At 65.2% G+C, this 13,315-nt stretch carries 14 protein-coding genes; 8 read left to right on the top strand and 6 right to left on the bottom strand.

What is annotated here, in order from left to right; translation table 11 throughout:
• Window positions 1-114: 114 nt before the first annotated feature.
• The 3 genes from LQ952_RS08220 (at window position 115) to LQ952_RS08210 (ending at window position 2,251) form a co-directional block, all read left to right on the top strand.
• Entirely contained in the window at window positions 115-1,059 is a 945-nt protein-coding gene (locus LQ952_RS08220; RefSeq protein ID WP_238622179.1) for an L-lactate dehydrogenase, read from the top strand.
• Between the two features lie 112 nt (window positions 1,060-1,171).
• The gene (locus LQ952_RS08215) at window positions 1,172-1,999 is read left to right on the top strand and encodes an ion transporter (RefSeq protein WP_238622178.1); all 828 of its coding nucleotides are present in this window, start codon (window positions 1,172-1,174) and stop codon (window positions 1,997-1,999) included.
• A 63-nt stretch (window positions 2,000-2,062) separates the two neighbouring features.
• Window positions 2,063-2,251, top strand: coding sequence for a hypothetical protein (locus LQ952_RS08210; protein ID WP_238622177.1), 189 nt, complete (start codon window positions 2,063-2,065; stop codon window positions 2,249-2,251).
• Window position 2,252: 1 nt separating this feature from the next.
• Here the strand turns inward: LQ952_RS08210 and LQ952_RS08205 are convergent, their stop codons facing one another.
• The 4 genes from LQ952_RS08205 to LQ952_RS08190 all read right to left on the bottom strand — a co-directional run bounded on the left by LQ952_RS08205 (window position 2,253) and on the right by LQ952_RS08190 (window position 4,577).
• Window positions 2,253-2,606, bottom strand: a complete 354-nt coding sequence (locus LQ952_RS08205; RefSeq protein WP_238622176.1) for a metalloregulator ArsR/SmtB family transcription factor — start codon at window positions 2,604-2,606, stop codon at window positions 2,253-2,255.
• A 68-nt stretch (window positions 2,607-2,674) separates the two neighbouring features.
• The gene (locus LQ952_RS08200) at window positions 2,675-2,812 is read right to left on the bottom strand and encodes a hypothetical protein (RefSeq protein WP_008932661.1); all 138 of its coding nucleotides are present in this window, start codon (window positions 2,810-2,812) and stop codon (window positions 2,675-2,677) included.
• Window positions 2,797-3,600 (bottom strand): bifunctional 2-polyprenyl-6-hydroxyphenol methylase/3-demethylubiquinol 3-O-methyltransferase UbiG, encoded by an 804-nt coding sequence (gene ubiG / locus LQ952_RS08195; protein ID WP_238622175.1) that lies wholly within the window; start codon window positions 3,598-3,600, stop codon window positions 2,797-2,799. Before ubiG ends, LQ952_RS08200 begins: the two co-directional genes overlap by 16 nt.
• Before the next feature lie 74 nt (window positions 3,601-3,674).
• Window positions 3,675-4,577, bottom strand: a complete 903-nt coding sequence (locus LQ952_RS08190) for an NAD(P)-dependent oxidoreductase (protein ID WP_238622174.1) — start codon at window positions 4,575-4,577, stop codon at window positions 3,675-3,677.
• Window positions 4,578-4,922: 345 nt separating this feature from the next.
• Between LQ952_RS08190 and LQ952_RS08185 the strand changes: the two genes are divergently transcribed.
• The 3 genes from LQ952_RS08185 to lexA all read left to right on the top strand — a co-directional run bounded on the left by LQ952_RS08185 (window position 4,923) and on the right by lexA (window position 7,370).
• The gene (locus LQ952_RS08185; protein ID WP_238622173.1) at window positions 4,923-5,861 is read left to right on the top strand and encodes an ATP-binding cassette domain-containing protein; all 939 of its coding nucleotides are present in this window, start codon (window positions 4,923-4,925) and stop codon (window positions 5,859-5,861) included.
• A gap of 1 nt (window position 5,862) precedes the next feature.
• A complete protein-coding gene (locus tag LQ952_RS08180) occupies window positions 5,863-6,642 on the top strand; it encodes an ABC transporter permease (protein WP_238622172.1) in 780 nt (259 codons plus the stop codon).
• Between the two features lie 128 nt (window positions 6,643-6,770).
• Window positions 6,771-7,370 carry a transcriptional repressor LexA gene (gene lexA / locus LQ952_RS08175; RefSeq protein WP_238622171.1) on the top strand — a complete coding sequence of 200 codons (600 nt, stop codon included), beginning with the start codon at window positions 6,771-6,773 and terminating at the stop codon, window positions 7,368-7,370.
• On the opposite strand, the gene LQ952_RS08170 is transcribed toward lexA, so the two are convergent.
• Window positions 7,362-8,363, bottom strand: coding sequence for an alpha/beta fold hydrolase (locus tag LQ952_RS08170; protein ID WP_238622170.1), 1,002 nt, complete (start codon window positions 8,361-8,363; stop codon window positions 7,362-7,364). The genes lexA and LQ952_RS08170 overlap by 9 nt on opposite strands.
• 320 nt (window positions 8,364-8,683) lie before the next feature.
• On the opposite strand from LQ952_RS08170, the gene LQ952_RS08165 reads away from it, so the two are divergent.
• Both LQ952_RS08165 and LQ952_RS08160 read left to right on the top strand, forming a co-directional pair.
• On the top strand, window positions 8,684-10,201 hold the full coding sequence (locus LQ952_RS08165; protein ID WP_238622169.1) for a DUF2868 domain-containing protein: 1,518 nt from the start codon (window positions 8,684-8,686) through the stop codon (window positions 10,199-10,201).
• Entirely contained in the window at window positions 10,198-11,583 is a 1,386-nt protein-coding gene (locus tag LQ952_RS08160; RefSeq protein WP_238622168.1) for a GTPase/DUF3482 domain-containing protein, read from the top strand. Before LQ952_RS08165 ends, LQ952_RS08160 begins: the two co-directional genes overlap by 4 nt.
• A 61-nt stretch (window positions 11,584-11,644) precedes the next feature.
• Here LQ952_RS08160 and LQ952_RS08155 read toward each other — a convergent pair whose 3' ends face one another.
• On the bottom strand, window positions 11,645-13,300 hold the full coding sequence (locus LQ952_RS08155; RefSeq protein WP_238622167.1) for a methyl-accepting chemotaxis protein: 1,656 nt from the start codon (window positions 13,298-13,300) through the stop codon (window positions 11,645-11,647).
• Window positions 13,301-13,315 lie beyond the last annotated feature (15 nt).

The raw sequence follows: 13,315 nt of genomic DNA, 5'->3' as shown, positions 1-13,315 counted from the left end.
AGCCACGCCGGGATGCACCTTCCCGGCCGTGGGTCGTGGAAGACCCGCACCATGTCGATAAAAGGCAAATCGTCGACGTTTTGAGAGTGTAAAGCATCTTTGGAGGCATCGCAGATGGGCAGACTCAGCAACGTGGGTATCATTGGCACGGGTAACGTGGGTGTCGCCGCCGCCTACTCCCTGTTCCAGCAACAGATCACCGGCCGCATCATCCTGGTGGACCAGGATCGGCGGCGGGCCGAAGGTGAGGCCATGGATCTGATGCACGGGCAATCCCTGGTGGGCCGGGTTTCGGTCCTGGCGGGAGACTTCCCGGATCTATCCGAGTGCGGCGTGATCGTCATCACAGCTGGGGTCAGCCAGAAACCGGGGGAGTCCCGCCTGGAACTGCTCAACCGCAATACCGCCGTGTTCAGGGAAATCGCCGCCCATCTGGATCAACACGCCCCCGACGCGGTCCTGGTCATTGCCACCAATCCAGTGGATATCCTGACCTACGTGATGCAGCACCTGAGTCGGCGCCCTCCGGAACGGGTCATCGGCACCGGCACCATGCTGGATACCTCCCGCTTCCGGGCGGCCCTGGGGGATTACTACGGGGTGAACCCCCGCTCCGTCCACGCCTATATCATGGGAGAACATGGTGATTCGGAAGTCCCGGTCTGGAGCACCGCGAGGGTAGGAGGACTGAGCATCCATCAGCAGACCATCAACGGTCGGGATTTCGATGCCCAAGCCATGCAGCGCCTGTTCCAGGGGGTGAAAAATGCCGCCTACGACATCATTGCACGCAAGGGCTACACCAACACCGCCATCGGCCTGGTGATCAGCCACCTGATCAGTGTGATCCTGGAGGATCAGAAAAGCGTCCTGCCGGTGAGCGTCAACCCGGCCGGGACCTATGGCCTGGCGGATGTCTGTCTGAGCATCCCCTGCATCGTTGGCCGGGAGGGGATCGAGGCCCAGGTTGCCCCATTGATCAATGAAGAAGAACTCAAGGGCATGCATGACTCCGCCGACGTGCTCAAGCACAGCCTGCAAGGCATGCAACTGGATTGATTCCATGCCCCTGATGATTGTGCCGGAGGGCGGATTTCATTAATCTGCCCCACGCTCGGGCCGCCCCGGCCCGTTTTTCCAGCCGCAACACAGTACCCGGGAGTACTCTAACATGCAAGCCGAGGCCGGCCTTCGCGCCCGAGTGGGCGCCTTCATCGAATCTGCGCCCATTCAGCGCCTGATCATCATCCTGATCCTGATCAATGCCGCGATACTCGGCCTGGCCACCTCACCTACACTGATGGAACTGGCAGGTCCCTGGCTCACAGGTGCCGACCGGGTCATCCTCGGGGTGTTCGTGGTGGAGATCCTGCTCAAGCTCTATGCCCAGGGCCTGGGCTTTTTCCGGCGCCCCTGGAACGTGTTCGATTTCCTGGTGGTGACCATTGCCCTGATCCCCACCACCGGCCCGCTGGCCGTGCTGCGTATTCTGCGTGTGCTGCGCCTGGTCTCCATGGTGCCCAAGCTGCGCTTCATCGTCGAGGCACTGCTCAAGGCCATTCCCGGCATCCTGTCCATCTTCGGGCTGCTGATCCTGTTGTTCTATGTGTTTGCGGTGATCGCCACGGGCCTGTTCGGTTATTCCTACCCGGATTGGTTCGGTCATCTGGGTCGCTCCATGTACACCCTGTTCCAGGTGATGACCCTGGAAAGTTGGTCCATGGGCATCTCCCGTCCGGTGATGGAAACCTACCCCTGGGCCTGGGTGTTCTTCGTGCCCTTCATCCTGATTGCCACGTTCACCATACTTAACCTGTTCATCGCCATCATCGTGAACACCATGCAGTCCATGCAGGAAGAACAGCAGAAATTCGAGCATGACGCCATTGAAGAGGTGGTCCATGCGGAAAACGTGCAGCTTCACGAAGATCTCAAGGCCCTGCGCCATGAGATCTCGGCCCTGCGGCAGGAAATCTCGCAGTTACGCGGCAAGGCATAAGCCAGGCCCTCAAGCATCCACGGCCCGCCCTTGGGGCGGGCCTTGTCCCGAAGGAGGTGATCAGTGAGCGAGAAACCCACGTCCGCGGACAACCCGCAACCCTATACCGGCCCCGAACGGCGCCGGGGAGAGCGGCGCAAACAGCCTGATCGCAGGGAAATGATCCGTTTCGAACTCGAAAAAGATCCGCGCAGGTCCGGCAGGGACCGGCGCAAGGACCGACGGGATCTCTGGGAAAGACGGGATTTCTAGCTCAGGCGGCACACCCTTTCTCGGGGCGGCCGCCCATGCTGTCAAGGCGCGTCCGGTCGCCGGTGTAGGGTCCCTTGTCGGCACAGGCCTGGGCCGTCTGCCGCAGCACTTCCCGCACCCAGACCGGCAACGCGGGGTTGATGCGGTAGAAGATCCACTGCCCCCGGCGCTGATCGGCCACCAGGCCGCTTTCCCGCAGCAGGGCCAGATGTCGGGACATCTTTGGCTGCGGCACACCGATGGCGTGGGTAAGCTCGCACACGCACAGAGAATTTTCCTCGGTAAGGAGGACCAGGCACCGCAGGCGGGTGGGGTCGGACAGGGCCTTGAACACGGATTCCGGCGAGATCGTCATGGAGGTGAATATAGGCCATGGGCCAACCCGGGAACAAGCCGGCCCCGTCGATCACCGTCCAGGAAAGGTCACTCCCGCCCGTCCCGGCCGTAGACCACCACGTAGGCCCCGTAGAGAAACAGCACGCCGCCCGCCACGATGACGGGCATGGACCCCAGCAGGAAACCCACATGGCCCAGAGCATATCCGATCACGAACCACCACATGTGCGACTCCTCAATTCCGTCACTCCCGCGAAAGCGGGAGTCCGGGTTGTCATCAGCATGTAGTTCACCCCCATGTAGCCGGTGAGGTGCATGCCGCGGTTGAAGGGATTGACCCTGACGCCGGTCCGCTCCAGTACCTGCAGGCCGTACGGCGCCAGCAGCGCCTCCAGTTCCGAGGGCTTTGGAAAGCGGCGCCACTGATGGGTGCCCCGGGGCAACCAGCGCAGGATGTATTCCGCCCCCAGGATGGCCACGATGAACGACACCGGGTTGCGGTTGATGGTCGCGATAAAGCTGTGTCCCCCCGGCCTGACCAGCCGGTTGCAGGCAGCCATGAAGCCCGGCAGATCCGCCACATGCTCCACCACTTCCATGTTCAGCACCACGTCGTACTGTTCTTTGCGGGCGGCCAGGGTCTCCACCGGCACCGACTCGTAATGGATATCCAGTCCGGAACGCTCGGCATGCAGCCGGGCCACGGCAATGTTCCTTTCGGTCACGTCCACCCCCTCGACCCGGGCGCCCAGACGGGCCATGGACTCGCTGAGGATGCCGCCGCCGCAGCCGATATCCAGCAGGCGCAGGCCCTCCAGGGGACGGGGCACCGACGGATCGCGGCCCAGGTGGGCGCAGAGCCGGTCGCAAATGTAGTCGGTGCGCAGCCGGTTGAGGGTATGCAGAGGCCAGAAGGGACCGCTCTCGTCCCACCAGCGATCCGCCAGTGCGGTATAACGGGCCACCTCCTCCGGGTCGATGGAAGACGGCTGGGGGGCTTCAGGCGGGGTCACGTTCGCTCCGATATCTGATCATCTGCTCAATGGACATTGTATCCCCATCCCGGTTCGGCTGTGTCACGGCGCGTTCAGTGCCCGCCGCCGTTCACGGGTCCCGGCGGCGCCAGCCGTCGCAGTACCTCGGCCACCACGGCAGAATCCTCCTCCCCATGCCCCAGTCCCACAGCGGCACTGATCCACTGGGCGGACAGGGCGGTGCCCGGCAGGGGCAGACCCAGATCCGCCGCCGCCTGCAGGACGATGGCCATGTCCTTGTTGTGCAGGCGGGCCTTGAAGCCCGGGGGATACTCCCGCCGGATCATGCGCTCCCCGTGCACCTCCAACACCCGGGAATAGGCCAAACCGCCCATGAGGGCCTCGCGCATGGCCGCCGGGTCCACCCCGGCCGCCTCCGCCAGACTGATGGCTTCGGACACGGCCACCATGGTCTGGGCGACGATGAGCTGATTACAGGCCTTGGTGAACTGACCGGCACCATGACCACCCACATGGGTGATGGTCCGCCCCACCACTTCCAGCAGCGGTCGTACCCGCTCCAGGATGGCGGTCTCGCCACCCACCATGATGGTCAGGGTGCCGTCGACGGCCCCGCGCTCACCGCCGGACACCGGCGCATCCAGCAGATGAATCCCCTGTGCGGCCAGGGTGTCGGCGAGCCGGCGTGTGACCGTGGGCGAGATGGTACTGTGGTCCACCACGATCAGGCCCGGAAGGGCACCGGCGGCCACGCCCTCAGGCCCCAGCAGGACCTGTTCCACGTCCGGTGTATCGGATACGTTGGTGAAGACCACATCCACCTGCCGGGCAAGATCCGCAGGACTGTCGGCCAGATGGGCACCCTGCCCCACCAGGGCGGTCACGGTCTCCGGGCGACGGGCCCAGACGGTGATGTCATGCCCCGCCGCCAGCCAGTGCCCCGCCATGGGGCGCCCCATGATGCCCAGACCGATACAGCCGATTTTCAGCGTCATTGAAAAACTCTCCCTCAGCGTTATTGAAAAAAACGGGAGAAGCACCGAACACATCCTTGTGCCGTCGCTCCCGTCACTCCCTTTACCGTCACTCCCGCGAACCTTTACCGTCACTCCCGCGAAAGCGGGAGTCAAAGCGTGTCGGCCTGTGCCCGTGACTGGATTCCCCTTACGCGGGAATGACGGATTCAGAACATCTCTGGATATTCTCTCTCCCTGGATATTTCCCCCAGGGTTTGCTGTCTGACGACATCCCCCCTTCACCGGGGCGGGACCGACAAAAATGTCCGCCGATAGGTTAGCCTGTCCAACGCCCCAAGACCCGTAAGGATTGCCTTGCCCCACATGGACCCGCTCAATCCCCCCTCTATCCCCGCCCCCGTTGCCCAAGCCAGAGGGCTGGTCAAGCGCTATGACGGCCGCACGGTGGTCGATCATATCGACCTCACGGTCCAGCCAGGCGAATGCTTCGGCCTACTGGGCCCCAACGGCGCCGGCAAGACCACCACCCTGCGCATGCTGCTGGGATTGACGCCGCCCGATGGGGGCACGCTGTCCGTGCTTGGTGAACCCATCCCCGAACGGGCGCGGGAGGCCCGCCGGCGACTGGGGATCGTGCCCCAGTTCGACACCCTGGATCCGGACTTCACCGTGCGGGAAAATCTCCACACCTACGCCGACTATTTCGGTCTCAAAGGACAGGTCCGCCGTGAGCGGGTAGAGGAACTGCTCCGATTCGCCAGCCTGGAGTCGCGCCGGGAGGCCCCCATCACTGCCCTCTCCGGCGGCATGAAGCGGCGCCTGACCCTGGCCCGCGCCCTCATCAACCGCCCCGAGCTGGTGGTATTGGACGAGCCTACCACGGGCCTGGATCCCCAGGCCCGGCACCATATCTGGCAATGCTTGCGCGGACTGCTCAGGGGCGGCACCACCCTGATCCTCACGACCCATTACATGGAGGAAGCAGAGCGGCTGTGTGATCGCCTGGCCATCATCGACCAGGGCCGCGTGGTGGCCCAGGGATCGCCCCAGGCCCTGATCCGTGCCCATATCGAACCCCATGTGCTGGAACTCAATGGACCGGCGGCAATGGCCTGGCTGGAGGCACAGGCCGGGGATCTGTCGGCGCGGCTCTGGCGCATGGGGGACCTGGCCCTGATCTATACCCTGCAGGCCGCGCCCCTGACCGCCGCACTGGAACAGGCCGGCATCCGGTACCTGCACCGCCCCGCCAACCTGGAAGACGTCTTCATGAAGCTCACCGGCCATGAACTGAGAGACTGACATGCCTGCTTATCCGCTGCCCAGGCTCAGCCTGCGATTCATCCCGGTTTGGCGCCGCAACCTGCGGGTCTGGCGCAAGATCATGGTGCCCTCCATCCTGGGCAATTTCGGCGAGCCGGTACTCTACCTGCTGGCCTTCGGCTACGGCTTCGGTCGTCTGGTGGGGGATCTGGGCGAACTGCCCTATATGGTCTTTCTGGCCTCGGGCATCGTCTGCTCCAGCGCCATGTACACCGCCAGCTTCGAGGGCATGTACTCCGCCTATACCCGGATGTCGGAACAAAAGACCTGGGACGGTATGCTGGGCGCCCCCCTCAATCTGGACGACATCGTGCTGGGCGAGATCGTCTGGGCCGCCACCAAGGCCCTCTTCAGTGGCGGCGCCATCCTGCTGGTGGCCGCCGTGTTGGGTCTGGTGAGTGATCTGCGCGCCTTGCTGGCCCTGCCGGTCATCCTGCTGGCGGGCTTTTGCTTCGGTGCCTGCGCCATGATCGTCACCGCCGTGTCCCGCAGCTACGACTTCTTCCTCTACTATTTCACCCTGGCGGTCACCCCCATGCTGCTGCTCTCCGGGGTTTTCTTTCCCCTGGAACAGCTCCCCGGCGCCGTGGTGGCCCTGGCCTGGATTCTGCCCCTGGTCCATGTGGTGGAGATCGTGCGCCCCCTGCTGACCGGGGCTTGGCCGAACCAGGTAGTGCTGCACCTGTCGGTGATGCTGGTCTATGGCCTGGTGGGGCTGGCCGTGGCCACGAGACTGCTGCGCAAGCGACTGATGTGCTGACCACGACTTGCAAGGGACCGGGGCTTGGCCTACTGTGCAAAGATATACTCCCGCCAACCGACCGAAGGCGCCTGAACCCGTGACCCGTCAGCCCGGGATCCCAGGGCCAGTGAACGAGAAGCTGTGTCATGGAAAAGCTCACCCCCCGCCAGACGGAAATCCTCAATTTCATCCGGGACTGCCTGCAGTCCAACGGCATGCCGCCCACCCGGGAAGAGATCATGCGGGCCTTCGGCTTTCGTTCCCCCAACGCCGCCGAGTGCCACCTGCGCACCCTGGCGCGCAAGGGGGCCATCGAGATCCTGGCCGGCACCTCCCGAGGCATCCGGCTCCGGGAAGGACCGGGGCTGCCCCTGGTAGGACGGGTGGCCGCCGGAGAACCCATTCTGGCCGAGGCGCATATCGAGGATCATTACCAGCTGGACCCGCGCCTGTTTCGTCCCCGCCCGGATTATCTGTTGCGGGTCCAGGGTGACAGCATGCGCCTGGCGGGCATCCTGGACGGGGACCTGCTGGCGGTCCATCGCACCAGCGAGGTCCGCAACGGCCAGATCGTAGTGGCCCGCCTGGAAGACGAGGTGACGGTGAAACGCTTTGAACGGGAAGGTCACCGGGTCCGGCTGAAGCCGGAAAATCCCGACTACCGGCCCATTGACGTGGACCTGCGCAGCCAGTTCCTGGACATCGAGGGCATCGGCGTGGGGGTCATCCGCAGCGGCTCATGGTGAGGTCGCCGGGGCCTGCAGCCACCGGCGCACCAGCGACACCACCGCCTCCGGGCATTCCTCCTGGGGCACATGACCGCAGTCGGGCACCCTGACCCAGGCCGCTGCGGGCAGGGCCAGGGCGGCGCGGCGGGAGTCCTCCGGGGCCACCACCCGGTCCTGCTCGCCGATGATCACCAGGACCGGCTGACGGATGTCGGCCAGATGGGCGCTGACATCCACCGGGCTGGACATGGCGCGCACGAACAGTTCCCCCCAGGCCAGATCCCAGTGCCGCACCCGGGTGTGCAAGGTGGTCAGTGCCCGGCGCTCGTCGGTGATGCGGTCCGGGTCATGGTAGGACAGGTCCAGCAGCGCGCCGCTGCCCCCCATCCGGCGAGCCAACAACAGATTAAGACGCCGCAGCTGAGGTAGCTCCGCCACCGCGGCGGGAAAGCTGGGCCGGTTCACATAGACCCAGGGATTGACCAGCACCAGCCCGCTTACCCGTTCGGGCCGGCTCAGGGCCGCCTCCATGGCCAGGGTGGCGCCGGAGGAATTACCTACCAGCACCGCTTGTTCCACCCCCTTGGCATCCAGAAAGGCAAACAAGTGCTCCAACGCCGCGGCCTTGGTGAAGGGATTGCTGGCGGACCACTCCCCCCGCACCGGCTTGGCGCTCAGTCCATAGGGCACCTGGTCATAGGCCAGCACCCTGCCCACCTCGCCCAGATCATCCATCACCTGGTTCCAGGTGAAGGCGTTGAAGGTGAAGCCATGAAGCAGTACCAAGACGGGTCCCTCGACGCCCTCTTGTTCCCGAGCCAGATAGTGGATCTGCAGACCGTCCGTGCCGTCATGGGGGATGGTCAGGAAACGACTCTCCGGCAGGGCCGCCTCCGTTGCCGAAGACAGCCCGGGGAGCGGCCCGGGCGAAACCAGAAAAGGTCCCAACAGGCCCGCCACAAGCACCAGGGACAGCAACCCGCCCAACAGGATCAGCAACCATCGAAACATATCGGCTTCCATTTCATAAGGGGTGTTCTGGATTCAAGGGATATTCTGGATACGTCATTCCCGCCAGACACGTCATTCCCGCGAAGGCGGGAATCCAGTCACGGACTGAAAATCCCGGACTCCCGCCTTCGCGGGAGTGACGGCAGGGGACTGGGAGAGAGAGGCATCTAAACATTACCGGCCCCAAGCGGGCAACTGACGCGACCCGGTCGATCAATGACATAATCATGGCCTCTGCCTGTCCTAGGGGACGACACCGTGTCGAATTGCCTTGCGCTCAGGTTGGCGTCCAGGGGACCTGGCCTTATAGTGTGCCGGCAATGAATACCCATATTTCCGACAGGGCGAGCCCAGCCCCCCATGACCGCTTCACCGACCGTCTCGTCGCCGAGGCGGTGCGCCTGCATGAGGATAGTGCCGGCCGCGTGATCGATGAGACGCCGGCCTGGCAGGCAGGGCGTGACGCCGCGGGAGATCTGGAACATCGTGTGCTGGTACGCGCGGGGGCCACGCGCCTGGGGATCCAGGTGCATGAATCCCTCAGCGGCGCCCGCGCCCTGGCGGGGTGGATACTGGCGCTGATCCTGCTGCTCACGGGCCTGAGCGGCATGGCGGCGGCGGGGGCGGCCCTGGCGGCGCCGCTGGTGGCGGGCAGTTCCCAGATCAACATCCTCTGGACCCTGGGCAGCCTGCTGGGCGTGCAGCTTCTCATGCTGCTGCTGTGGGCGTTGATCATGCTGGTCCGCCCCCGCGGCGGCGGCGGCCTGCTGGGTCAGGGGGTGCTGGGCCTGGGCGGGGGACTGGCACGGCGCATTGTCCGGGGTCAGGCACCGGTGCTGGCCATCCGCGCCCTGCTCCAGCTCATGAGCCGCAATGGCCTGGGACGCTGGTCTGCAGGCACCCTCACCCACCTCATCTGGTCGGCCTTCACCGCCGGAGCCTTGTTCATGTGCCTGTGGGCCCTGAGCGTACGCCAGTATGATTTTGTCTGGGGCACCACCCTGCTGGCCGAAGATCATTTCGTCGGCCTGATCACCGCCCTGGGCCTGTTGCCGGGCTGGCTGGGGCTGCCCATGCCCGATGAGGCACTGATCCGCGCCAGCCGGCTGGGCGTCACCGAAGACGCCCTGGGGCGGGTGCAGTGGTCAAGCTGGCTGCTGGGTAGCCTGTTGTTCTATGGCCTGCTGCCCAGACTGGGCCTGGGCCTGTGGTGCGCCCTCATGGCACGCCGAGCCCGCCGAAGCCTGCGGCTGGACCTGGCCAGCCCGGGCTATGCCCGCCTCGCGCACCGACTGCTGCCCAACTCCCAGCGCCTGGGGGTCGTGGACCCGCCGCCGCTGACCCTGATCCACCCCCCCGAGCCCCTCCGCCATCGAGAGCGACATGGGGGGGGCGCCCTGGCCTTGCTGGGCTTTGAACTGGAGAAAGCCGACAGCCACTGGATCCAGCATCACAGACGACCGGACTGGATCCCCCTGGGTCAGGTGGACGACCGGCATACGCGGCGGGATGTCCTGGCCGCGGCGCAGAGCCTGCAGCCGGACCCCGCCGTGGTGGTGGCCGTCTGTTCCCTGGCCCGCACCCCGGATCGCAGCACCGAGGGCTTCCTGACCGAACTGCGCTCCCGGACCCGTGCCCCTGTCTGGGTGCTGCTGGACGAGCAGAACATGGCACAGGCCCGCGGCATCGACCTTCGAGCCCGACGCACGGCCTGGGAGCAGCTGGTGGACAAGGCCGGTGTGGATCGGCTATTGCCGGAGCGACCGGCGGATGGTGATCGGCCAGCCCAGGACATCCTGCTGGCGGCCTTTGCTTCAGCGGAGGATGCAACCCCATGACTTCGATCCTGCAGGTGGCCGTGGTTGGCCACACCAATACCGGCAAGACCTCGCTGCTGCGTACCCTGTCGCGGGATACGGAATTCGGCGAAGTCTGTGATGCCCCCGCCACCACTCGGCATGTGGAGGGCACCCAGCTGCTGGTGGAAGGGGAACCTCTCATGGCCCTGTACGATACCCCGGGCCTGGAAGATGCCCCCGGCATTCTGGACTGGCTCGACGAGGCCGGCGGTGGACGCCATGTAGGGGCGGATGACCTGGAACGCTTTCTGGAATCCCCGGATGCGGCCGGTCGGTTCGATCAGGAGACCAAGGTACTGCGCCAGTTGCGGGCCTCTCAGGTAGGTTTATACGTGATCGATGCCCGGGAGCCGGTGCTGGGCAAGTACCGGGACGAACTGGCCGTGCTGGGACTGTGCGCCCGTCCCTTGCTACCGGTGCTGAATTTCGTCGCCGGTCCCCATAACCGGGCCCAGGAATGGCGGGAGGCCCTGGGGCGGCTGGGCCTGCACGCGGTCATCACCTTCGATTCCGTGGTCTACGACCTGCAGGGCGAACTGCGTCTGTACGAAAAGCTGCGCAGTCTGTTGGACGCCTGGCGTGCCCCTCTGGAAAGGCTGATGCAGGCACGGGAGCGTGAAGCCCGCTGGCTCCGGCAGGCGGCGGCGGAAACCGTGGCCGACATGCTCATCGATGTGGCCGCCTGTATGATGGTGGTGGAAGGTGGCGGACGGGAAGACACCCAAAGGGCCATGGATACCCTGCAAAACCGGGTACGGGAGCGGGAACAGACCTGCGTGGACGCCCTGCTGAACCTGTTCCGGTTTCGCCCCAGCGACTACCTGGGCGAACGCCTGCCCTTGGAGGACGGTCAGTGGGGGCTGGACCTGTTCACCGCCGAGGCGCTGCGCCACTACGGATTGCGCACCGGCGAGGGGGCCGCCGTCGGCGGCGCCATGGGGATGGCGGTGGATGTCATGGCCCTGGGCACCACCCTGGGCGCCGGGACGGCGGTGGGGGCGGCAACCGGTGCCCTGCTGGGCAACACGCTGGATCTGGGGCGGCGGCTCGTGCAGCGGCTGCAGGGACACCGGGAATTACGGGTCAACAACAACACCCTTCGGCTCCTGGCCCTGCGTCAGCACCAGCTGGTGCAGGCCCTGATCCACCGGGGGCACGGAGCCGACAAGGCACTGCAACTGGGCGCACCGGCGGACGAGACCTGGCGCAAGGGCTCACTGCCCAAACCGGTGCAAAAGGCGCGGCTGCATCCGGAGTGGTCAAGATTGAATCCCAACACGGGCGGCACCGAATCCCGTGCCCGTGCTCAGGCCCTGGACACCCTGACCCGCGTCCTGGCCGGAGATGCCGCCCCCCCCTGATTCAGGGCAGCCTCACCCCTCTCCGGAGGGGGGCGAGGGGGTGGGGCACGATCGGGTCCAGTCAAATGCGATAACCACCGACCCGACCCTGGAGATCAGCGGCGAGACGGGCCAGTTCATCGCTGGCCGAGGCAATCTGGGCGGCACCCCGGGAGGTCTGATCCACAGAGTGACTGATATTGGAGACATTGCGATTGATCTCCTCCGCCACCGCAGACTGCTCCTCCGCCGCGCTGGCGATCTGGGCGTTCATGTCGTTGATGCCGGCAATGGCCTGATTGATCGTCGCCAGTGACTGGCCTGCCTTGGCGGCCTGAGTCACACTCTCCCTGGCCTTGCCGCGGCCTTGCTCCATCACCTTGACCGCCCCGCTGGTACCGCTCTGCAGCCGTTCGATCATGGCCTGAATCTCCTTGGTGGATGACTGGGTCCGGCTGGCCAGGGTACGTACCTCATCGGCCACCACGGCAAATCCCCGTCCCTGTTCGCCGGCCCGGGCCGCCTCGATGGCCGCATTCAGCGCCAGCAGATTGGTCTGCTCGGCGATGCCGCGGATCACGTCCAGTACCTTGCCGATCTCCTCGCTGTCGGTGGACAGGCGTCCGATCACTTCGGCGGCATTTTCCACCTCACCCGCCAGGGCCTCGATGGCGGTGATGGTCTGCTTCACCACCTGACCGCCCGCATGGGTCTCGTGTTGGGTTTTCTGGGCCGCGTGGGCCGCCTCGGTGGCATTCCTGGCCACCTCCTGCACGGTCGCGGTCATCTCGTTCATGGCGGTGGCCACCTGATCCGTCTCCGAATGCTGGTGATGCACCTGCTGCCGGGTCTCTTCGGAGGTGGTGGAAAGCTGCTCCGAAGCGGAGGCCAGCTGGGACGTGGCCACGGAGACCTGGCGCACCAGCTCGTGAATGCGTTCGGCAAAGGCGTTGAACGCCGAAGCCAGATCGGCCAGTTCGTTCTTTCCGGTCACCTTGAGTCGACGAGTCAAATCCCCCTCCCCGTCGGCAATGTCCCTGAGGGTGGTCCCCACTTCCTTGATCGGATTGACGATGGAACGGGCAAACAGCACCGCGCCGACCATGCCCAAGGCCAGAATCACCAGCAGGATCAACACCATCCGGCCCAACAGACTGGACATGCCGGCGGCCACGATGCCGTCGGCCTGAGCCCGGGGAATGCCCAGCCCCATGATCCCGATCACCTCATTGCGCTGGTTGAAAATGGGTTCGTAGGCGGTCAGATAGGGGTTGCCGAGAATGACGGATTCCCCCACGTAACGCTGCCCCCTGGCCACCGTCTGGTGGGCCGGAGTATCCCGTCCCAACGGCGTACCGATAGCCCGACGCCCATCGGCGCCGATCAAACTGGTGGACACCCGGACGAATTCATTGCGGTCGGCGGCAAAAAAGGTGAACACCAGCCCCAGATCACGGCCGATGGCATCAGCCATGTCGTTGCGCCCTTCCAGCGGCACCCCCTGAGCATCCACCAGCCGGCCATCCTGCAACCTCAGCTCGCCGTAATACTGCTGGACATAAACCCGGGCAGCCTTGAGATCGCCATCCGCCTTGACCAGCAGGCTGTGCTCCACCAGGCTGCGGGCGGTATCGCCCGCAGCCTGGTAAGACACCACGGACAGCAGCCCACCCACCATGGTCAGACCTACGACGGCCAGAAGGATCAGTCGAACACGGATGGTGATGTTGTCTAACATGGGCTGTCCTCGGGT

The sequence above is a fragment of the Ectothiorhodospira lacustris genome (assembly GCF_022227785.1).
Classification (GTDB): Bacteria; Pseudomonadota; Gammaproteobacteria; order Ectothiorhodospirales; family Ectothiorhodospiraceae; genus Ectothiorhodospira; species Ectothiorhodospira lacustris.
This window is presented reverse-complemented; position numbering and strand designations above follow the sequence as displayed.